Annotated in this window: 16 protein-coding genes and 1 pseudogene; 10 read left to right on the top strand and 7 right to left on the bottom strand. The window is 56.9% G+C overall.

Features of this window, described 5'->3' with window-relative positions; all coding sequences use genetic code 11:
• Positions 1–45: 45 nt before the first annotated feature.
• The gene (locus tag HMPREF2845_RS02040) at positions 46–735 is read right to left on the bottom strand and encodes a nitrobindin family protein (protein ID WP_049356321.1); all 690 of its coding nucleotides are present in this window, start codon (positions 733–735) and stop codon (positions 46–48) included.
• Positions 736–1,293: 558 nt separating this feature from the next.
• Between HMPREF2845_RS02040 and HMPREF2845_RS02035 the strand changes: the two genes are divergently transcribed.
• The 7 genes from HMPREF2845_RS02035 to asd all read left to right on the top strand — a co-directional run bounded on the left by HMPREF2845_RS02035 (position 1,294) and on the right by asd (position 9,913).
• A complete protein-coding gene (locus tag HMPREF2845_RS02035; protein ID WP_080975586.1) occupies positions 1,294–1,971 on the top strand; it encodes a winged helix-turn-helix transcriptional regulator in 678 nt (225 codons plus the stop codon).
• 180 nt (positions 1,972–2,151) lie between these two features.
• A complete protein-coding gene (gene mshD, locus HMPREF2845_RS02030) occupies positions 2,152–3,216 on the top strand; it encodes a mycothiol synthase (protein ID WP_070633767.1) in 1,065 nt (354 codons plus the stop codon).
• 66 nt (positions 3,217–3,282) lie between these two features.
• Positions 3,283–5,556 carry an RNA degradosome polyphosphate kinase gene (locus HMPREF2845_RS02025; protein WP_083308719.1) on the top strand — a complete coding sequence of 758 codons (2,274 nt, stop codon included), beginning with the start codon at positions 3,283–3,285 and terminating at the stop codon, positions 5,554–5,556.
• Positions 5,557–5,807: 251 nt separating this feature from the next.
• On the top strand, positions 5,808–6,815 hold the full coding sequence (locus HMPREF2845_RS02020) for an NUDIX hydrolase (RefSeq protein ID WP_070633766.1): 1,008 nt from the start codon (positions 5,808–5,810) through the stop codon (positions 6,813–6,815).
• Positions 6,816–6,968: 153 nt separating this feature from the next.
• Entirely contained in the window at positions 6,969–7,850 is an 882-nt protein-coding gene (locus HMPREF2845_RS02015) for a thymidylate synthase (protein ID WP_070633765.1), read from the top strand.
• A gap of 22 nt (positions 7,851–7,872) precedes the next feature.
• Positions 7,873–8,526: a dihydrofolate reductase gene (locus HMPREF2845_RS02010; RefSeq protein WP_070633764.1), complete on the top strand. Its 654-nt coding sequence runs from the start codon at positions 7,873–7,875 to the stop codon at positions 8,524–8,526.
• Between the two features lie 247 nt (positions 8,527–8,773).
• Positions 8,774–9,913, top strand: a complete 1,140-nt coding sequence (asd, locus tag HMPREF2845_RS02005; RefSeq protein ID WP_049338058.1) for an aspartate-semialdehyde dehydrogenase — start codon at positions 8,774–8,776, stop codon at positions 9,911–9,913.
• 91 nt (positions 9,914–10,004) lie between these two features.
• On the opposite strand, the gene HMPREF2845_RS02000 is transcribed toward asd, so the two are convergent.
• Positions 10,005–10,394: a PGPGW domain-containing protein gene (locus HMPREF2845_RS02000; protein ID WP_049353808.1), complete on the bottom strand. Its 390-nt coding sequence runs from the start codon at positions 10,392–10,394 to the stop codon at positions 10,005–10,007.
• A 215-nt stretch (positions 10,395–10,609) separates the two neighbouring features.
• On the opposite strand from HMPREF2845_RS02000, the pseudogene HMPREF2845_RS01995 reads away from it, so the two are divergent.
• Positions 10,610–12,038, top strand: a pseudogene (locus tag HMPREF2845_RS01995) (MFS transporter).
• A 132-nt stretch (positions 12,039–12,170) separates the two neighbouring features.
• Positions 12,171–13,142 carry a histidine kinase gene (locus tag HMPREF2845_RS01990; protein ID WP_070633763.1) on the top strand — a complete coding sequence of 324 codons (972 nt, stop codon included), beginning with the start codon at positions 12,171–12,173 and terminating at the stop codon, positions 13,140–13,142.
• Positions 13,143–13,245: 103 nt separating this feature from the next.
• On the opposite strand, the gene HMPREF2845_RS01985 is transcribed toward HMPREF2845_RS01990, so the two are convergent.
• The 5 genes from HMPREF2845_RS01985 to HMPREF2845_RS01965 all read right to left on the bottom strand — a co-directional run bounded on the left by HMPREF2845_RS01985 (position 13,246) and on the right by HMPREF2845_RS01965 (position 19,257).
• Positions 13,246–14,352 (bottom strand): UDP-N-acetylmuramate dehydrogenase, encoded by a 1,107-nt coding sequence (locus HMPREF2845_RS01985; protein WP_070633762.1) that lies wholly within the window; start codon positions 14,350–14,352, stop codon positions 13,246–13,248.
• Positions 14,353–14,588: 236 nt separating this feature from the next.
• Positions 14,589–15,050, bottom strand: coding sequence for a MaoC family dehydratase (locus tag HMPREF2845_RS01980; RefSeq protein WP_049356309.1), 462 nt, complete (start codon positions 15,048–15,050; stop codon positions 14,589–14,591).
• The gene (locus tag HMPREF2845_RS01975) at positions 15,050–15,502 is read right to left on the bottom strand and encodes a MaoC family dehydratase N-terminal domain-containing protein (RefSeq protein WP_005504824.1); all 453 of its coding nucleotides are present in this window, start codon (positions 15,500–15,502) and stop codon (positions 15,050–15,052) included. Before HMPREF2845_RS01975 ends, HMPREF2845_RS01980 begins: the two co-directional genes overlap by 1 nt.
• 153 nt (positions 15,503–15,655) lie before the next feature.
• Positions 15,656–17,347, bottom strand: a complete 1,692-nt coding sequence (locus HMPREF2845_RS01970; RefSeq protein ID WP_070633761.1) for a UvrD-helicase domain-containing protein — start codon at positions 17,345–17,347, stop codon at positions 15,656–15,658.
• Positions 17,344–19,257, bottom strand: coding sequence for an ATP-dependent nuclease (locus HMPREF2845_RS01965; protein ID WP_070633760.1), 1,914 nt, complete (start codon positions 19,255–19,257; stop codon positions 17,344–17,346). Before HMPREF2845_RS01965 ends, HMPREF2845_RS01970 begins: the two co-directional genes overlap by 4 nt.
• Positions 19,258–19,561: 304 nt before the next feature.
• Here HMPREF2845_RS01965 and HMPREF2845_RS01960 point away from each other — a divergent pair, with 304 nt between their 5' ends.
• The gene (locus HMPREF2845_RS01960) at positions 19,562–20,563 is read left to right on the top strand and encodes an LLM class flavin-dependent oxidoreductase (protein WP_070633759.1); all 1,002 of its coding nucleotides are present in this window, start codon (positions 19,562–19,564) and stop codon (positions 20,561–20,563) included.
• The last annotated feature ends 216 nt before the right edge of the window (positions 20,564–20,779 follow it).

The raw sequence follows: 20,779 nt of genomic DNA, 5'->3' as shown, positions 1-20,779 counted from the left end.
AAAGAGTCTGCCCCGCCGACCGGCGGGGCAGACACAAGTTAGTTATTAGGCGGTGGGCTCGGAGTCGGGCTCGCCGGTGGGCTCTTCGCCGTCCAGGGAACCGAACATCGAGGTTCCCAGGGAATCGCCGGTCATCGAGGAGGTCTTGCGCAGTTCAGCGGAGGCGTGCTTGTGCAGCTTACCCTCAGCGTCTGCGACCTCCCAGTCCCACATGAGGTTGCCGTTGACCAGGCCCCACAGACGCACGGAGCCTGCGTAGTCGTGGGAAATATCATCGCGCAGTAGGTTGCCGGTCTGCATGCGAATAACCGGGCCCTTGACCATGCCCACGTAGTTTTCGCTAATGCCGCCGGGGTGCGCAATGGTCGCCAGCAGGGAGAATCCGTCGTCGGCATTGCGGAGAGTCTCTACACTTGCCGCGTCAGCGAAGGCGGGAACAACGTCTTTGGGGACAATGCCGAAGCCGCCGTCAGCGTCGGTCAGGGGGCGGTCAATCTGCCAGAAACCGGTTTCAACGGTGATGGGGCGCAGCTTCTGACCCTCGTCATCGAGCAGGAAAGACTCAGCGCGGTATTCGATGAAGGGCAGACCATCCTGCTCAAAAGTAATAATCTGGCCGAAGGGGGTGTTTTCCTGGCCTTCGTACCACATGGTTCCGGTACCTTCCCAGGTGCCGAGCAGCCATGCGAAGGGAACAAGTTCAGGGGTTAGGTTGGTAGGGATTTCAATAGCCATACCTCCCATTTTAGTACCCGAGCGTAAAAACGGCACCCTATTCGTTCGCTCACGGCACGGGGTAGCACCGCCTCCTGCAGAGTAAATGGTACGGCGGGCAGCATAAAGAAAACCCCCAACCGGAGGGGACCGGGTGGGGGTTCACGCCGTCATTGGCGAGGCGGTACGAACCGTACGACCGCCTAAAGCCCTGTGTGGGCGATGCTTCTGCTCTGTGCGGGGAAGACTACTTCTGACCGCTGAAGAGGCCACGCAACACTGCGAATGCACCGATACCGATGCACACGGAGATAATAGCCATCAGCGACATGAAGAGAGCTTCAAGAGCCATAAGATTGTTTTCCATGCCTTAAACCTACCACAGACCCACCCCGAAAGGGCGCAGAATCGGTGCTAAAAACATCCTGGACAGAGCTATCGGCAGCGACCTGCGCAGACGGGCAAGTAAACAGTCCGGTATACGATATCTGCATCTGCTCTTTACCGCCTCCACAGCTGCACCATAGGCGGGCGAGTACACTAGAAAGAGCCTAATATTTTACCGGGAAAGGAGAGGGTGTGTACCGTATTGCGCTTCTGAGCGATACCGCCGCGCAGGATATGATTCCCTCGCTGAGTCTACTCAGCCACAAGGTACACGTTTTCCCCCTCGACACCGCCCATACAGCTCTCGAAACCGAGACATTCGACCTGCTCATGGTCGATGCCCGCACCGCCCTCGTTAAAGCACGCCACTGCGCCCAGCTACTGCGCGCCGCAGGTGTGCAACTGCCGCTCATCGCGCTCCTGAATGAAGGCGGCATGGCGGCTGTTGCCGCCTCCTGGCAGGTGGACGATATTGTCTCTGACCAGGCCTCCCCTTCCGAGCTGGATGCGCGCCTGCGCCTCGCCATCAAAAGGGAAGCAACCACCGAAGAAGAAAACCAGCAGGAACGAGTGGTGCGCGCAGGCAACCTCGTGATTGACACGCAAGCATATTCGGCGCATCTTTCCGGTACCGCACTGAACCTGACCTTCAAAGAGTTTGAGTTGCTCAAATTCATGGCTCAGCACCCCGGACGGGTCTTCTCCCGCGCCCAGTTGCTCTCCGAAGTGTGGGGTTACGACTCCTACTACGGCGGCACCCGAACCGTGGACGTGCACGTGCGCCGTCTGCGTTCCAAGCTCGGTACCGAGTACGAGCAGATGATTTCGACCGTGCGTAACGTGGGCTATTCCTTCAACAGCACCCGCTAAATTTTGGGGCTCCAACCCCTGTTTTGGTGTACCCGCTCTGCGAGTTGCCCCGGTGCTGCGCCAAGTACCAGAATGCGTAAATGTTCCGGTTCTTGTCATATTCGCCCAGGACGGAGAACAAACTCTCCAAAGAGCAACTATCCCCGGTAGAGTTGAATCAGAAGGCTACGAAAGAAGGCGATGATGGTACACAGTCAGACACCCAATCCCTCCACCCTGCCCGTTGAAAGCTCCCTTGTCTACGCGGAACCGCAGCTCACCGAAGACCTGCTGGAACGATTCGATTCCTTTGCGCAGAAGGTTGCCCGCCATGACGGCGTCTCGGCGTTCTCTGAGCAGACCCGCGTTGAGCTGAGCAAGGCATTGCGCGAAAGCACCCTCACCCCTCCGCGTTTCTTTGTCGCCGAGGACGACGGCACCCTCGCCGCCGTCTTTGTGGCGCTCACCCCGGCAAACGACGAAGACACCGGCGTAATTGAGGCAGCCGTCGCCCCCGAATACCGCGGACGAGGCGCCGGCAGCGCATTCTTCGACCACGCCGTCCGACAGCTGGGTGAAGACGCTGTACGATACCGACTCTGGGTTCACGGCAGCGCTACCGACACCGGCATTGAAAGCCCCGCCCACGCGTTCGCTACCCTGCACGGCTTCGAGCCGGTGCGCGTGCTGTACAAGATGGTTCTGCCTTTGGACGCTCAGACCCGCGAAGAGCTCGTGGAACGCTCCGACGCGCGCACTCTGCCGGAGAACCTGCGGATGCGCACCTTCACCGGCGCGGACGAGTTCCCATGGCTGCGCGTGAATGCCGCAGCGTTTGCGCACCACCCGGAGCAGGGCAAGCTCACCCTTGCCGATTTGCGCGAGCGCACCGGCTCCCCCTGGTTCCGTCCCGAAGGTTTCTTCATCGCCTCCGAGGTGGATGATGACTCCGCCATTGCGGCATTCACCTGGACGAAGATTCCGACCGGCCAGGAGCAGGGCGAGCTGTCCCCCTCCGGCGAGATCTATGTGGTGGGTGTGAACCCGCAGGCTCAGGGAGGCGGCCTGGGCCGAACCCTCACCCTGCGCGCGCTGGCATACCTGGCATGCGCTGAGGACGAGAACGGCGAGCCGCTGCGCGCCATCGACCTGTACGTGGACGCCGATAACACCACCGCATATTCCCTCTACACTTCGTTGGGTTTCGGCGTGGCGACGGTTGACCGCATGTACGCCCCCGCCCAGCAGGACGTGCCTGCCGCCTAGTTTTTGGTGCGCCACAGTTGGCGTGCTTCTTCACGACTTATCCCCGATTAGAAAGGCAAGTACAGTATGGTACCCGCCCCCAATGGCCTGAATAAGGCGCCTAAGCCTAAGCCGTCTGAGCCGGCACCCATGACCGGTGTCATTCATATCGGCCACGATATTTCGAAGATTGAGCGTGCCGAGTCTCGCGGCGACCGCATTGAGAAGGGCGAGAAGCGCTCCTACTTCAGTCTGGAAGAGGAGTTCGGCCCGGAGCGTTTCTTCGACCGTGAGAGCAGCTGGCTGGACTTCAACACCCGCGTGCTGGAGCTGGCGGAGGACCCGAACCTGTTCCTGCTGGAGCGTCTGAACTTCCTGTCGATTGTGGCGTCTAACCTGGATGAGTTCTTCATGGTGCGTGTGGCGGGTCTGAAGCGCCGCATTGCGACCGGTCTGGCGGTGCCTTCGGCGGCAGGTCTGAGCCCCGAAGAGCAGATGGAAGAGATTGCTGAGCGCGCGCACCAGTTGCAGACTCGCCACGCTGATGTGTTCCACAACCAGGTTCTTCCGGCTCTGGAGGAGCAGAACATCCGCATTGTGGGTTGGAACGACCTGGATACGGACGCTAAGCAGCGTCTGCGCGAGGAGTTCATGCGCGATATTTTCCCGATTCTGACTCCTCTGGCTGTTGACCCGGCGCACCCCTTCCCGTACATTTCGGGTCTGTCGCTGAACCTTGCGGTGCTGGTGCGTAACCCGCAGACCGGCAAGGAGCTGTTCGCTCGCGTGAAGGTGCCCGATCAGCTGGACCGTATGGTCTCTGTGGATGGTTCCCGCGCCGCCAACACTGCGGGCCGTGAGAGCCGCTACATTGCTCTGGAAGACATCATTGCTGAGCACCTGGACACTCTCTTCCCGGGCATGGAGGTTGTGGAGCACCACGTCTTCCGCGTGACCCGTAACGAGGATCTTGAGGTGGAAGAGGACGACGCAGAGAACCTGCTGAAGGCTCTGGAGAAGGAGCTTCTGCGCCGTCGTTTCGGTCCGCCGGTCCGTCTGGAGGTTGAGGACACCATCAACCCGACCATCCTGGATCTGCTGATTTCTGAGCTGAACATTGATGAGTCTGAGGTGTACCGCCTGCCGGCTCCGCTGGATTTGCGCGGTATGAGTGCGATTGTTCGTGCGAACCGCCCGGCTCTGCACTACCCCAAGCACATTGCGCACACTTCCCGTTGGCTCAACGCCACCGAGACCGCGAAGGCTGCGGATGTTTTTGCTGCCGCCCGCGACCACGACGTGCTACTGCACCACCCGTACGATTCGTTTGCGACCAGTGTGCAGGCGTTCTTGGCGCAGGCTGCCGCCGACCCGCGTGTTCAGGCGATTAAGCAGACCCTGTACCGTACCAGTGGCGATTCCCCCATCGTGGATGCGCTGATTGAGGCGGCTGAGGCTGGCAAGCAGGTCGTGGCGCTGGTGGAGATTAAGGCTCGCTTTGATGAGGAAGCCAACATCTCGTGGGCTCGTAAGCTGGAGCGCGCTGGCGTGCACGTGGTGTACGGCATCGTGGGTCTGAAGACTCACTGCAAGCTGTCTCTGGTGGTACGCCGCGAGGGTAACCACCTGCGTCGTTACGCTCATATTGGTACCGGTAACTACCACCCGTCCACGGCTCGTTTCTACGAGGATTTGGGCATCATCACCTGCGATGAGCAGATCTGTGAGGATGTTTCGCGTCTGTTCAACCAGCTGTCTGGTTACGCGCCGAAGACTAACTACCAGTCGCTGCTGGTGGCTCCGCGTACTCTGCGTAGCGGCCTGATTGAGTGCATCGATCAGGAGATTGAGAACCATAAGGCGGGCCGTCCGGCGAAGATTCAGTTCAAGTGCAACTCCATGGTGGATGAGGCCATCATCGATTCGCTGTACCGCGCTTCGCAGGCTGGTGTGCCGGTGGATGTGGTGGTTCGCGGTATCTGCGCGCTGCGCCCGGGTGTTAAGGGTCTGAGCGAGAATATTCGCGTCCGTTCGGTGCTGGGTCGTTTCTTGGAGCATTCGCGCGTGTTTGCGTTTGAGAACGGTGGCGATCCGATTGTCTACATTGGCTCTGCCGATATGATGCACCGCAACCTGGACCGCCGCATTGAGGCGCTCGTGCCTGTGAAGGATCCGCGCCACGTGAAGTACCTGCGTGACATGTTCACCATCTACATGAGTGATTCTTCGCGTACCTGGCACCTGGATTCTGAGGGTAACTGGACCCGCCACGATACCGATGACCAGGGCAACCCGCTGCAGGATGTTCAGTCGTACTATCTGCGTTCGCGTTCCCGTAAGAACGTGGTGGATAAGGTCTAAGGATTTGCCGCTGACCTAGCGGTGATTTCTGGTTATGAACCCCGTCTGTTCTCACGCTTTTTGGTGTGAGGGCAGGCGGGGTTTGCCGCGTGTCGTGCAAAATCTTGGGGCGGACTAGTGCACTTAGCGCAAAAGTGAACAACAGGTTACGTTGAGATTACAACTTGACGCTTCTCTCCCCTACAATTAGACGCGGAGCATGGTGCCCTCTGGCATTGTGCGCAGCCTAGCGAAGAGGATCAGAGAGAGATATGGCACCGCTGGATTCCCCCTCCATCTACTACTCGGCACGACGTTTTGACGCGGTCAACAGCATTGACCGTTCCCCCGCGAACACTGCGGATATTGTTGCTTCTGGCGCACTGATTTGGCGTATGCGCGATGGTGCGCTTGAGGTCCTGATCATTCACCGCCCTCGTTATGACGACTGGTCCTGGCCTAAGGGCAAGCAGGATCCGGGCGAGTCCCTTGCTGAGACCGCTATTCGTGAGATTCGCGAAGAGGTCGGTCTGCAGGTTGTTCTGGGTGTGCCCCTGGCGGTGACTTCCTACCCGGTGGGTGGCCGTCCGAAGGATGTTTTCTACTGGGCTGCTGAACTGCCCGACGGTGCCCGCGCCCTGGCTGATGAGGGTGAAGTGGATGAGCTGCGCTGGGTAACCACTGACGTGGCTCGCGCTCTGCTGACTAACGAGGATGATTTGGCGCCTCTGGAATCTCTGGAAGCCCTGGCTGAGGCGGATGCACTACGTACCCGCCCGATTCTGATTGCCCGCCACGCGAAGGCTAAGCCGCGTTCGAACTGGGCTGCTGCTGAGGATGACCGTCCGCTCGCGGCGACCGGCAAGCGTCAGGCGCTGGCTTCTAGCCGTCTCTTTGCGGCGTGGGCTCCGAGCCGTATTATTTCTTCCCCGTGGCTGCGTTGCGTTCAGACTGTGACCCCGTATTCGGTGGATTACGGTGTGTCTGTGAAGGAGAAGAAGTCCCTGTCGGAAGCTGGCGCTCAGCGTCACCCGGCACGTACTGCCCGCGTGGTGGCGTCGCTGTTCGAGAAGGATTCTTCCTCGTTGCTGTGCACTCACCGCCCGGTGCTGCCCCAGGTGATGGATGTTCTGCGTGACTACCTGTTTGAGGGTTCCGCGGAGGTTCTTCCGACTGAGGACCCGTACCTGGAGCCTGGCGATGCCCTGGTTCTGCAGGTGACCGAGGGCGATAACCCGCGTATTGTCTCGGTGGAGCGTGTACGCGCGGCTCTGGACTAGCATCCATATACTTTGATCTTCTAACGGCGAGCGCGCTGGGCTTTATGCTCAGCGCGTTTGCTCTACCTGCGCCCATTCGGGGGTTTTACAATAGAGGGGCGGTTGATTTGTGACCGTCTCTCACGTCTACTGACAGGATTCAAGGTTTTTCTTATGACTCACGCAATCCCCACTCCCTATGAAGATCTTCTGCGCGAAATCCTCGAGGAGAACAAGGACGCCATCGCGGCGGATGCGCAGCGTTCCGACCGTACCGGCACCGGCACCTTCGGCGTGTTTGGGCGTCAGATGCGTTTTGACCTGCGTGAGTCGTTCCCGCTGATTACCACCAAGCGCGTGCACTTCAAGTCTGTTGCCATTGAGCTGCTGTGGTTCTTGCGCGGTTCCTCAAATGTGCGCTGGTTGCAGGAGCGCGGCGTGACCATTTGGGATGAGTGGGCTGATGAGAAGGGCGATTTGGGCCCGGTGTACGGCGTGCAGTGGCGTTCTTGGCCGACCCCCGACGGTGGCACGATTGACCAGATTGCGAAGGTTATCGATTCGCTGAAGAATAACCCGAGCTCGCGCCGCCATATTGTATCGGCGTGGAACCCTGCCGAGGTGGACAATATGGCGCTTCCGCCCTGCCACGCACTCTTCCAGTTCTACGTGCACGAACGCACGGACGGTGTGAAGGAGCTGTCCTGCCAGCTGTACCAGCGTAGCGCGGACATGTTCCTGGGCGTGCCCTTCAATATCGCCTCGTACGCGCTGCTGACCTACCTGATTGCCCAGGAGGTGGGCATGGAGCCGGGCGAGTTCGTGTGGACCGGCGGCGACTGCCACATCTACTCGAACCACCTGGAGCAGGTGAAGAAGCAGCTGGGCTACGGCACTGACCCGGAGGGCAACCCCTACCCCCCGCGTGAGCCGTACCCGTACCCGAAGCTGGTTATTAAGACGAAGAAGCCTTCTATTTTCGATTACGAGTATGAAGATTTTGAGCTGGTGGATTACAAGCACCATCCCGGTATTGCCGCCCCGATCGCGGTCTAACTGCAGGTAACGAGGAGGCATGATGTTTCGTCTGGGCGCTATTTGGGCTCAAACTGATGCCGGCATCATTGGTCGTGACGGGGATATGCCCTGGTACGCGCCGGAGGATTTGGCGCACTTCAAGAAGGTGACGCTGGGCGCTCCGGTGATTATGGGTCGCCGCACCTGGGAGTCGTTCCCGCCGCGTTTTCGCCCCCTGCCGGGCCGTACGAATATTGTGATTAGCCGTTCGGTTACCGAGGCGGAAGAACGCGATGGTGCCCTGTGGGTTCCTTCGCTGGATGCGGCGCTGTACGCGGCTCGTGACGCTGCAGGCGCGCCGGTCGAAGCTACCCCCGCAGATACCGCCGCGGTTGATGCTTGGATTATTGGTGGCGGCTCCGTGTACGCGGAGGCGCTCTCCCGCACCGATCTGCCCGCCTTCGGTCGGGTGAAGACGGTGGAGCGGACCCTCTTCTACTGCCAGGAAGGTAACGAGATTACCGGCGATACGCGAGCGCCCGAACTGCAGCTTGCAGATTCTGCGGGTAGCTACGAAGGCGGCTCACCGAACGGGTGCTGGCGGGTCACCTCCGAGAGTGCATGGGAGAATAGCGAGAAGGGTTACCTGCTCGATGAGTCGGGCACGAAGAACCCCATGTACTTCTCGTTCCAGCGTCTGGAACGTCTCTCCTAAGAACGTCTCCATAGACCGTCAGCTCTAGCAAACAACCTCTGACAAACAAGCTCAGACGAGCGACTCAAGCCTGCGGCTACTCCGCCCGGAGTACCGCGGGCTTGAACGCTTTAACGCGCCCCGATACAGTACCTGGTGCCGAGTCGGATACCAAGCCTAGCGCCTGCGCGGAATGTCCCGTTCCGAATATCAAATTTTTTGTACGGTGTTAGTCCGCACCCGCCAGCCTGAGAGTACACTGGGAACCATGAACTTTAATCCCGGTGACTCTGTAGGTTTTGTTGGCTGGCGCGGCATGGTGGGCTCCGTCCTCATGAAGCGCATGGTTGAGGAAGGCGACTTCGAGGGCATTACCCCCGTCTTCTTCACTACCTCTAATGTTGGTGGCGCTGCGCCCACCTTCGACGGCGTAATTGAGCCGTCCGAGCTGAAGGACGCATACGACATTGATGAGTTGCGTAAGCACTCGATTATTGTGACCGCTCAGGGCGGTGGCTACACCGAGGCTGTGCACCCGAAGCTTCGTGCAGCCGGCTGGGACGGCCTGTGGATTGATGCCGCTTCCACCCTGCGCATGAACGATGACTCCATCATCGTGCTGGACCCCATTAACCGCGACGTCATCGACCGCGGCCTGGCATCCGGCGTGAAGGACTTCGTCGGCGGTAACTGCACCGTCTCCTGCCTGCTGATGGGCCTGGGCGGCCTCTTCAAGAACGACCTGGTCGAGTGGGCTACCTCCATGACCTACCAGGCTGCTTCCGGCGGCGGTGCCCGCCACATGCGCGAGGTGCTTGCACAGTTCCGCGACCTGGGCAACGAGGTCTCCGAGGAGCTGAACGACCCCGCATCCGCAATTCTGGACATCGACCGCAAGATCCTTGCTAAGCAGCGCTCCGGTGAGCTGGATTCTTCCCAGTTCGGTGTGCCGCTCGCCGGCTCCCTGATTCCCTGGATCGACTCGGATTTGGGTAACGGTCAGTCCCGCGAAGAGTGGAAGGCTGAGGTTGAGACCAACAAGATTCTGGGCCGCTCCGAAGATGACAAGATCACCATGGACGGTCTGTGCGTCCGCATCGCTGCGATGCGCTCGCACTCTCAGGCGCTGACCATCAAGCTCAAGAAGGACCTGCCGATCGAAGAGATCGAGCGCATCATCGCTGAGGACAACCCCTGGGTTCGCTTCGTGCCGAACCAGCGTGAGGAGTCCATGGAGCAGCTGACCCCCGTGGCTGCTTCCGGTTCTCTGGAAATTCCGGTTGGTCGCGTGCGTAAGCTTGCGATGGGCCCCGAGTACATTAGCGCGTTCACTGTGGGTGACCAGCTGCTCTGGGGTGCTGCTGAGCCGATTCGCCGCATGCTGCAGATTGCTGTTGGCAAGCTCTAAAGCTCACTGACACGCTATAAGAAAGCCCTCGCTACCAATCTTTTCGGATGGGAGCGAGGGCTTTTTGCGTCTGCGTATAGCGTGAGCTGGTTTAGCGCTGGTTTGCGGCGACGGCTTTGCGTTCTGCCTTGCGTGCGGCTTTGCGTTCCTTGCGCTGCTGTCGCCAGGCGCGGTAGCGGTACCAGGCGGTGAGCACCACGTGCTTCATGAAGACATTGGCGCGGCGTGCCCAGGTGAATTCGGTACCCCAAATGCCCAGGCCGATGAAGATGAACAGCCAGCCGGGGCCGGGGGTGACGAGCATAATCAGTCCGGCGATAAAGCAGAAGGCGCCCACGCCGATGACGAGGGGCTTGTAGAGATGACGCATGACCGGATGCGCGTGCATACGTTCCTTGCGGGCTTCGAGCCAGCGGTGAAAGCGGCTGGTCTCGCTTTCTTTGACTTCATCTTCAATAGTTTTCAGGGGTGGTCCTTCCAAACGTGCCGTAGGCGAGTTTCACCGGGCGGCGGTGGTTAGAGAATAGCACCTACCGCTGAATGGGTGCTGTGAAAGATTTCTTCATGTTGAGATTTTTCCGTCATCTTCAAAATTTTTTCGTTTCAATAGTGTTCAAGTCGAAAGTACCTTTATACACTGTAAGGGAACAATTCACCCGGCACTACGCCTAAACACTAAGGAAGCGACCCACTACCGTGTCCTCCCCTCGTCCCGTATCAACGGACTCATCCCGCACCAACGCTGTTGCACCCGCTGGTACCTCTGCACCCGCTGCTGAACGCAACGCCGCACCGACCCTCAACGAACGCCTCGAAAACCTGCCCTTCACCCGCGCCCACGGCAAGCTCCTGGGCATCTCGGGTCTCGGCTGGGCGCTGGACGCCATGGACGTTGGCCTCATCTCCTTCGTCATGGCGGCACTCATCAAGGAATGGCAGCTCAGCCCCACCGAAGCCTCCTGGCTCGGATCCATCGGATTCGCCGGCATGGCGCTCGGTGCAACCTTCGGCGGCCTACTCGCCGATAAGCTCGGCCGCCGCTACATCTTCGCCCTCACCCTGCTGATTTACGGTCTGGCGACCGGCGCATCCGCCCTGGCAACCTCCCTGGGTGTGCTGCTCGTCTTCCGTTTCCTGGTTGGTCTGGGTCTGGGCGCGGAACTTCCCGTGGCGTCCACCCTGATTTCTGAGTTCTCGCCGCGTGCTATTCGCGGGCGCGTCGTGGTCGCCCTGGAGGCTTTCTGGGCTCTGGGCTGGATCCTCGCCGCGCTCATCGGTACCTTCGTCGTTCCGCAGGCTAATGGCTGGCGTTGGGCGCTTGCCATCGGTCTGATCCCCGCCATCTACTCGCTCGTAATCCGTATGGGAACCCCCGAGTCGGTGCGCTTCCTGGAGTCGGTCGGCAAGCACGATCAGGCACGACAGGTGGTCGAACGTTTCGAGGCCTCCCCCGCGCTCTTCTCCCGAACCGGTAAGAAGCAGACCGAAGACGCTTCCGCACACGGTGCCGCAGAAAGTGCCGACAACGCAGAATCCGCGAAGATTCACTCCATCTGGGCTGCCGGTCAGCGCCGCAAGACCAATCGCCCTGTGCGTCATCTGGTTCTGCATCAACCTCTCCTACTACGGCGCATTCATCTGGATTCCGGCGCTGCTGAACGCCCAGGGCTTCAGCCTCGTGAAGTCCTTCGCGTTCACGCTCATCATGACCCTCGCCCAGCTGCCCGGCTACGCGGTCGCCGCCTACCTCATCGAAAAGTGGGGCCGACGCGCAACCCTGGCGACCTTCCTGCTCGGCTCCGCCCTCGCAGCGGCTGGCTACGGCATGGCGCACTCCGAGGTATTCATTATCCTCGCCGGTTGCATGCTCTCCTTCTTCAACCTCGGCGCGTGGGGTGCCCTCTACGCCCTGAGCCCGGAAATCTTCCCGACCCACCTGCGCGGAACCGGCACCGGTGCCGCCGCCGGCATTGGTCGTATCGCCTCCATCGCGGCGCCGCTCATTGTGCCGCCGCTGATCGCATTCGGTGGAACCCCGCTGCTCTTTACGCTCTTCTCCACCGCGTTCCTGGTAGCGGCAACCACCGTGTTCCTGTTGCCTGAACGCCGCGGCGAATCCCTCTAACGAGCCGCCTAGCCTACATGATGGGCTGTCCCTCCTGAACGCTTTTTCCGAGCAACCAGAAGGGACAGCTCATTTGTCATTTAAGCCCCCTATCCATGCGCCACAACCTCAAACTATGAGAGGATACGTTCTATGCTCGATTCCTTCCTCTCCAGCCCCTACCGCACAGAGTTCAGCCCCTGGCCCGTGAGCGAACACTACGCCACCGAACGTGCCGGCGGCGTGCCCGAAGCCATGCTACTGCCGGGCGAACTCACCGTGCACCGTGGCGACGGGGCAAAAATGAGCTACTACCTGGACTGGCCCGAGGAATTCAACGAATACACCCGCGCAATCACCCTGCGCCCGCGCACCAAAAATGGCTACCCACAGGACTTTACGCTCAGCGTCGCCGTACGCGACGGTCAGGCTGTCTTCACCGCAACCGCCCTCAGCTTCTGGGAGCAGCGCGACGGCCGCCCCTACGACCGCGAGCCCATCGCCCGCGGCTACGTGGACGTCGCAGCCTACGAATCCTGCGAGGAATACGCAGGCAATTCCGCCACGCCCGCCCTCATCGGCTGGGATATCGCAGACCTCTACCCTGCACGCATGGCGCTCATCCGTGCCCTCTGCGAAGGAATCGCCAGCAGCATCACAATGGGCACCCAAATCCTCGCGGACGGGCAGGTACAGGTCGACCACAAGGACGGGGATCTGCTCGCCCTACACGTAAACGCGATTAGCACCGTAGGCGGCATGGTCCGCGCCCTCATCATCGAACAGGACCGCGTACCCAGCGGCGTATCCACCGGCACCACTACTGGCGCCTCCGAGCGTGCCGATCTGCAGACGCGCGCCTACTACGCCAACGTGCTCTCCCCTGTTCCCGGCGAGTTCGGCAACCTTGTCTGGTCCCACAGCGAGGATGCGGAATACTACCCCTCCCGGCCCACGCGCCACAAGCCGATTTTCCACGCCCCCAGCCCGCCGCAGAAGCTTCCCCTGGCGGTTCAGGTGTTGATGGAGCACCTGCCCGCCGCTCCCCTTGCGGCAACGCGCACAGCGCCCAAACGCAGGCCTTACCTGCCGGGGCAGGCACGCGTTTCCTCACCTCGCCATTAGCTCAGCGGGTCAATACAACGCTTCGGGCGGCCTCTTTATCAGAGACCGCCCGAAGCGTTTATTCTATGTGTCCTCGCGCTACGAGAGGCGAGAAGTTAAGCGTTTAGATTTCGTCGTTGACAACGACAGGCTCAGGAACCAGGGTCACACCAAAACGTTCACGCACGCCGTCGCGCACAGCGCGGGCGATAGCGAAGATGTCCTCAGCGGATGCGCCGCCGCGGTTCGTAATCGCCAGGGTGTGCTTGGTCGACAGGCTCGCACGGCCCTGAGCAATCTCGCGAGACTCACCCTCCAGGCCAAAGCCCTTCTCGAAACCGGCGTGCTGAATCAGCCAAGCAGCCGAAAGCTTCACGTGATCGGGGTCCTCGACACCCGCGGTGAACGGGGAAGTCTTCACAACCACCGGGAAGTTCGGGGCACCCTCGGGCAGGGACTCCAGGGTCGAGCGGGGCACAATCGGGTTGGTGAAGAAAGAACCGGTCGAGAAGGTGTCACGGTCCTCGGGGTTGAGCACCATGCCCTTGGAGCCGCGCAGCTCCAGCACCTTTTCACGAACCAGCGCAGAGTCGGCGCGCTCGCCGGGCTCAACACCCAGGCTCTTCGCCAGCTCGGCGTAGCGAATCGGGGAAGAGAGGTTGCCGAGGGTGAACTGGAAATCAACAGTCAGCACCACGTAGCGGGGCGAGCCGTTGACAGTTGCGCGCTTGAGCACCGAGTCGCGGTAGCCGAAGCGCAGGTCTGCGCTCGCGAAGGTCTTCCGAGTGTTCTTTTCACGGTCCCAGGTGCGTACGGAGGCGATGAACTCGCCCACCTCCACGCCGTAGGCGCCGACGTTCTGCACGGGGGTCGCGCCCACGGTACCGGGAATGCCGGAGAGGGCCGCGGGGCCGACCCATTCGTTCTCGATGCTGAGCTTGACGAAGTCATCCCAGATGGTGCCCGCCTGTACGCGCACGTTTGCGCCGCCGCATGCGGGGATGGGCAGAACCTCTACGCCTTCGGAGGCGATGTGCACGACGGTTCCGTTGAAGCCTTCGTCGGAAACCAGCAGGTTGGAGCCGCCGCCCACGATGAGGACGGGTTCGCCTGAGGCGTCTGCAGCGGAGACTGCTTCGATAATTTCTGCTTCGGAGGTGGCGCGGACGTAGGTCTTAGCGGGGCCGCCTACCTGGGCGGTGGTCAGTTCGCTCAACAGCTTTTCAGTCATAGGTTAAGAATACCGGTCGTTGTGCGGGGTCGACACCCACCATGCGTTAAAGTCACGAAAACCTTATGGTGATTTTGCCTTCATTTTCCGCCGCACCTTTCTCAGAAAAACGCCACCACCCCGCCGATAAGCGCACAAAATCGGTGAGCGCACAAAAGCCCCGGCACCACCTCATCGGGTAGCGCCAGGGCTTTCACATAATTGCTTTCACACGGCTATCTGCAAGCACAGAAACTCTATGCCGAGAGACGAACCACAGCCTGGCTCTTCATCAGAACCTTCTGCTCCTTGCCTTCCTCATCACGAGCGGTGACGGTCAGGTCAATGCGGGCGGTGCGCTCCTCCTCGTTCAGGGCGCCCACCTTACCGCTGATGGTCAGGGCGTTCGTGGGGGTGTCGGGGTTTTCGCCGCCGGGTGCATCCGCCACGGGAACGGGCTTGGTGAATCGAGTCTGGTAGTCCACGATCGCGCCAGGGTCGCCCGCCCAGTCGCTCACGAGCTGCACGGCGGTACCCATGGTCAGCATGCCGTGAGCGATCACGCCGGACAGGCCCACCGACTGAGCAAAACGCTCGTTCCAGTGAATCGGATTGAAGTCACCGGATGCGCCAGCGTAACGCACCAGCGAAGCGCGGGAGAGCTCCACGGTACGCGAACCGATGTCCTGGCCCTTTTCAAGCTCTTCAAAACGCACCATTAGTTTTCCTCCTCAGCACGAACCAGCAGGGAAGAAATGCAGGTGGTGACCGGCTCGCCCTGCGCGTCAACGATTTCTTCACGGGTAGTCAGCATTGCGCCGGCACCCATAACGCGCACGGAGTCCACGTGAACTTCGGTGCGCAGCTCATCACCGGCAACGATGGGGCGGTGGTGGGTGAAGCGCTGGTCGGCGTGCACCACGCGGGAGAAATCAATACCGGCGGAATCGTCGTTGATGAGTGCCGCGTCAGCTGCCTGCGCCAGGATAATGGCGAAGGTCGGCGGGGCAATCACATCTGCGTACCCTGCCGCGCGGGCTGCCTCAACGTCGTGGTGGAGGGGGTTTTCTGCATGAACTGCTCGGGCAAATTCGCGGATCTTTTCGCGACCGACAACGTAGGTGTTCTCGGACGGGTAGACCCTGCCCACAATCTCAGGGTTAATGCTCATGATTTCAGTCTACCGTTCTTGTGCACAGTGTTCAGCTCGAACGCACAGAGTGGACACACGTCAGCTCAAATAATTGCACCTTTCACCAGAATCCAAACCAAATACAAAACTAAATTATATAAAATCAATTATCAAATTACAGTAAAATAAATCCTACATCCCCTGAACAAATCCCAAAAGCCCTGTATAAGATGTACGATTTTCGTCCCATCGCCCTGTATACTTTTGGGGCCTATTTCGCCTCTGTACAGAGGTTAGAACCAGCTCATGTTTTGCACGTGACACTGCCACGAAAAACGTTTGAAGAACTTCCTTTGGAATTCTAGTCCCTTGCGCATAATCAAATGATTTTGACCAGAAAAGCTGATTTTCAACGCCAAGAAGAATCACTTTCTCAAATTCTAATCCTTTACTTTTATGGATAGTAAGAATTTTTACAGCACCCTCACCAGACAACCTATTAAGAGCCTGAGACGAATTTTCATCAACACGCAGCTCATCAAAGAAAGATTTATATATTTTTTCTTTACATTTACGGATGTAACCTTCCTGTTGGTACCTATCAGAAATCGAGTGGAACAAAGAGTCAGGAAAGAGGGTCCACAATTGTTCAAAGAGAAATAGCCAATCATCATCAGATCCCTCAAATAGCTCAGAGTTTACATATTTTTCTGCGCTGACAATAAGCTCACTGAGTCCATTTGTAATCTTCTGCGCCATCGCATCAGAGACAGAAACATTCTCAGCAAACTGGTTAAGCACGATGTAAGCTTCAGAGTTGGATTGGCAAATAACTAATTTCAAGAAATTAAAAGCAACAATCGCAATTGGCTCCTCTAGCAAACCTTGAATTTTAGCTTCGTCGCAATATACAATATTCATTCTTTGCAATTCTTTTACGAGTGAACTAGTGATAATTTCAGACTGTTGACGCACTAAAACAGCAATCTCATCTGGGCTGGTGCCTGATTGAATCCACTTTTGAATCTTTCCTGCAATATCTTCTGCTTCTTCAACATCAGATGCATATGATAAAACATGGATACCACCACTGGTGCCATTTATAGTATTCACAACAGAATCACCGTTCGATTCGATGACTCGGGCGATATTCTGCTGGACTCTTTGCAATCTTGGAAGCGAACGAAAATTTCTATATAGGCTAATTTTATTAGCATTAAAGTCCTTCTCAAAATCTTCTACAATACCTTCCATCGCCCCAGCCCATACCATAATTTTTTGCTTTTCATCACCAACAGCAGTAACGACACTATTTGATTCTCTGAAAATTTTCCTAATCAAGCGATACTGTATGTCAGTTGTATCCTGAAATTCATCAATGAAAATATGACTATACACTTGCCGAAGAGACCATAAAACATAAGAGTTAGATTCAATAATCTTAATGGCTCGCTCTTTCAGCTGATTATAATTTGTTCGGTCAGGACATAAATCATTATCACCTAAAGATGCATCAATCTTATAATTATCATCCAGCCGATATTCGTCTAATAAAACAGCCCTATAGTTATCAACTATCATTTTGCTAAAAGCATCAAACGTCATACTGTCGAAACGCGCTGAATATATCCGACCAGAACGCTCACGAACACGCTCATCAAGATTGCGCGCAGCATCAACTTTAAATGAAATTGCCAAAATACGTTGTGGATAGCGACAGCTACCTGTTCGTAGCAGAAAGTCAGCGCGCTGAGCAAGCAACTCAGTTTTACCAGCTCCTGGCCCCGCACTAACTATCATATTCTTTGAAGACCGTACAGCCTCATAAGCATTAGGTTCAAGAATAAGTCCATCTGCGGCCTCCCAATCTTCTTGAGGAATCATTCTGGCAACTCCTTCAGTTTTTCATCGACTACCTCAACTAATTTTTTAAGAGGCGCTGGCAAATTTTGCATTAAGCGATCATCGTCAATACGTGCCAAAGCATATAGATGCGTAACTGGTTTACTATTGCCTTTGAAAAGTTTACGATAAGCATCAAAAAACGAAATTGTAGACTCAGGTAAATCTAAGGTGCCCTTAGCATTATCCCCCAACACTCTTTTTATGCATTGAGCAGAGGGGTTGGAGTCAATTTCATTATCTCCAATTTGATAAGCATCTCGGTACGCTTCCAGCATCATCATATCTAAATCAATCGGCTGCGAAAAGAATACTCCCTTTTCTTCAAGAGTCTCAAAATGGCTATCCTCAATATAGGCATCTAAATTTTCTTGAATTTCTCCAAAAATATTATCATCCTCAGAAAAATTCCCAAATTTACACAATTGCCTTAGAGCATATCGAATTCGCCCATAGCCCCCCTGATACCTACCATAATCGAGATCCAGCAAAGTTAGGTGGGGTATTTCAAGATCATCAAGAAGACGCCAGAAGTAATTTACATGGCGCCCTCCAAGCGGTACCACCGATACTGACATCTCGTCCTCAACGATACCTGAAGATGCCAAAATTCGAGGCAGCACAAGCATCTCACTATCACCTTCGCCAAGAATAACTAAACGCGAGAAATAAAGTTCAGGATAAGCCTTAATAGCTTCATTCACATATTTAGCTGCCTCAACTCCATTTTCCGGAATATTAATATATTTTACACTTGTATTGCGGTCACTATTTAAGCGTAAAAACCTAATTGAAGACGGCTCAACACGTCTGACAACTGCTGGGGAATGCGTTGCAATAATAGATTGAGCAATATTAGACACATTCCTTAGCTGTTTAGAAATACGTCCCAGGTAATGCGGAGCAAGACTATTTTCAGGTTCCTCAACCGCTATAATAGTGCATACAGGAGGATTGAGGCGATCTAAATCTATATCATTAGCTTCACCATTCATAGCTTTCCTGCAGAGGGAAATCCACGCCATAATTATGGAAAAATAAAGTAGAGATTTCTGCCCATCACTTAGGTTATCAAAAGGAAGGCCGCTACCGGTATGCGTTGGATTAAAATCTAAAGACAGCTGACGCAGAATACTCTCAAGCTCACCATTACCGAATGTAATCGATGGAGAGGTTAAAAAGTTTCCTCTGTGCAACCTTTTCCAATTATATTCAATGTTTTCTCCAATTAACTCAATTACAGTGTTCTTTATTATTGAGTCGGAAATTTCTGAAAATTTTTCGGCAATCTCACGCCGCTGATTTTTCCATTCAGTCGCGCGCAATATTTTCCCCATCATGGAAGAAGCCGTATAGGAAATCTGATCGCTGGGATCACGTCGAGCTGGGAGGTAGTAGACAGCTATCTTGTTACGGTCAGTGCGAGGCATGGTAATAAAGCTACGTTCCCCGTTTTTGATACGAACATACTCAATTTTTTCTTCAACTATACCGTCGCTATCCAGATTAGCAGTAAGCCTCACGACCATTCTCGGTCGGTCGCTATCGCTTCTTTCCATACTCATCTGCTTAAAAAAGACAATATTGGAGGGGTTGATGTCGTCTGTAGGTTCCGAACCTTCAAACTCGGCTTCAATCCAAAGTTCTGGTTCTGTATCTAGCCAGTCTTGCTCCACATAGTTTATTTTGTCCATAGGACGGTGAAAGTCTGATACCTGAACTGTACGTTGCGATTGGATAGGACTAAAAAGCCTAGCCAAGGCCTGAAGAACAGCAGTTTTACCTGAGCCGTTCGGGCCAAGGAGATAGGTTATATCGTCTTCAAGGCGAATCTCAGCCTCGTATGGACCAAAAGACTGAAAATTGTTAATACGTAGAGCTGATAGCTTCATTGCTTTCTCTTTTCTAATTAATCTCTCAAGTTACATTCCCCGTCATTATCTATTACGTTTTCTCCATTCTGCAAGGATGACGCGCTATAAACAGTATCTACTGGGGAGTTACTTGCATGGTTTCAGTCTACCGTTCTTGTGCACAGTGTTCAGCTCGAACGCACAGAGTGGACAGACCGCTGTACAGGTAACCGGCGTGCAGTATTTCGTCGCATTTTTACCTGCTAGCGAAGGCCCCTACCCGTCCAGCCCAAGCAGGCGTAGGCTGGACGGGTACCCGCAATCAATCAAGAAGGAAAAAATTGTGTCTTCCAACGTAAAAATTTCGGCGCTTGACCTGATGCCGCACCGCCCCGACCAGAGCCAGCACCAGACCATGCTCAACACCATCGATGCCGCCCGTGCGGCTGAGTCCTACGGCTACGAGCGTTTCTGGGTTGCCGAGCACCACAATGCCGGCTCCCTGCTGTCCTCGGCGACCGTCGTGGTCATGGCGGAGATCGCCGCCGCAACTGAGCGTATTCGCGTGGGTTCGGGCGGCATTATGCTCCCCAACCACGCACCCTACGTGGTGGCGGAGCAGTTCGGTACCCTCAACGCATTCCACCCCGGCCGCATTGACCTGGGTGTGGGCCGTGCGCCCGGCACCGACCCGATGACCGCCGCCGCTCTGCGCCGCGACGATTCTGCCGCCATGAGCTTCCCCGCCGAGGTGCAGCAGCTGCAGCGCTTCCTGGGCGAGCCCTCCCCCATGCACCGCGTGCACGCCATTCCCGGCCAGGGCTCGAAGGTGCCCCTGTACATTCTGGGTTCTTCCCTGTTCGGTGCGCAGCTTGCCGCACAGCTGGGTCTGCCCTACGCGTTCGCTTCGCATTTTGCCCCCGCCATGCTGCAGGAGGCGGTAGACACCTACCGCGCAAACTTCAAGCCCTCGGAGCACCTGGAACAGCCCTACGTCATGGTGGGTGCCACCGCAATGTTCGCCGATACCGACGAGCGGGCACGCTACCTGTACACGAGCCAGCAGCAGCATTTCCTGGGCGTGGTGCGCGGCAATCTGTCTTTCGCACCTCCCGTGGAGGATATGGACGCCGTCTGGACCGACGCGGAGAAGATGCACATTGAACGCATGACCGCCGAAGCAATCGTAGGTTCCCCCGCCACCGCGCAGGCTCGTATTGAGGACCTGGTGGCGCGCACGGGCGCTGACGAGCTCATCGTCATGACCGAGGCGTGGGAGCATGAGGACCGCCTGCGCTCCTACGAGCTACTGTCCCAGCTGCCGGTAGTGCGCCGCGCCTCCTAACGCTTTGATCAGAGCATAAAGACGAAGCCCCCGAGTATTTTTCTCGGGGGCTTCGCTATGCCCGGTATCGAGCCGCAGGGCTGAGTACTATTGAGCGCCTGCAGACCGGGCTTCAGGCAAAGAAAATAGGCAGACAAAATTGGCAAACAAAAAAGCCTGCCTCTGAAGAGACAGGCTTATCTGAGCCCCGACCGGGAATCGATCCCGGGACCTCCA

This window comes from Rothia sp. HMSC065B04 (genome assembly GCF_001812285.1).
GTDB lineage: Bacteria > Actinomycetota > Actinomycetes > Actinomycetales > Micrococcaceae > Rothia > Rothia mucilaginosa.
This window is presented reverse-complemented; position numbering and strand designations above follow the sequence as displayed.

Excerpts from the sequence above, each read along its gene's own strand:
- HMPREF2845_RS01990 (WP_070633763.1), top strand. The coding sequence starts at position 12,171 with ATGCTCGATTCCTTCCTCTCCAGCCCCTACCGCACAGAGTTCAGCCCC.
- HMPREF2845_RS01965 (WP_070633760.1), bottom strand. The coding sequence starts at position 19,257 with ATGAAGCTATCAGCTCTACGTATTAACAATTTTCAGTCTTTTGGTCCA.
- asd (WP_049338058.1), top strand. The coding sequence starts at position 8,774 with ATGAACTTTAATCCCGGTGACTCTGTAGGTTTTGTTGGCTGGCGCGGC.
- mshD (WP_070633767.1), top strand. The coding sequence starts at position 2,152 with ATGATGGTACACAGTCAGACACCCAATCCCTCCACCCTGCCCGTTGAA.
- HMPREF2845_RS02025 (WP_083308719.1), top strand. The coding sequence starts at position 3,283 with ATGGTACCCGCCCCCAATGGCCTGAATAAGGCGCCTAAGCCTAAGCCG.
- HMPREF2845_RS02040 (WP_049356321.1), bottom strand. The coding sequence starts at position 735 with ATGGCTATTGAAATCCCTACCAACCTAACCCCTGAACTTGTTCCCTTC.
- HMPREF2845_RS02010 (WP_070633764.1), top strand. The coding sequence starts at position 7,873 with ATGTTTCGTCTGGGCGCTATTTGGGCTCAAACTGATGCCGGCATCATT.
- HMPREF2845_RS01975 (WP_005504824.1), bottom strand. The coding sequence starts at position 15,502 with ATGAGCATTAACCCTGAGATTGTGGGCAGGGTCTACCCGTCCGAGAAC.
- HMPREF2845_RS02015 (WP_070633765.1), top strand. The coding sequence starts at position 6,969 with ATGACTCACGCAATCCCCACTCCCTATGAAGATCTTCTGCGCGAAATC.
- HMPREF2845_RS01985 (WP_070633762.1), bottom strand. The coding sequence starts at position 14,352 with ATGACTGAAAAGCTGTTGAGCGAACTGACCACCGCCCAGGTAGGCGGC.
- HMPREF2845_RS02020 (WP_070633766.1), top strand. The coding sequence starts at position 5,808 with ATGGCACCGCTGGATTCCCCCTCCATCTACTACTCGGCACGACGTTTT.
- HMPREF2845_RS01980 (WP_049356309.1), bottom strand. The coding sequence starts at position 15,050 with ATGGTGCGTTTTGAAGAGCTTGAAAAGGGCCAGGACATCGGTTCGCGT.
- HMPREF2845_RS01970 (WP_070633761.1), bottom strand. The coding sequence starts at position 17,347 with ATGATTCCTCAAGAAGATTGGGAGGCCGCAGATGGACTTATTCTTGAA.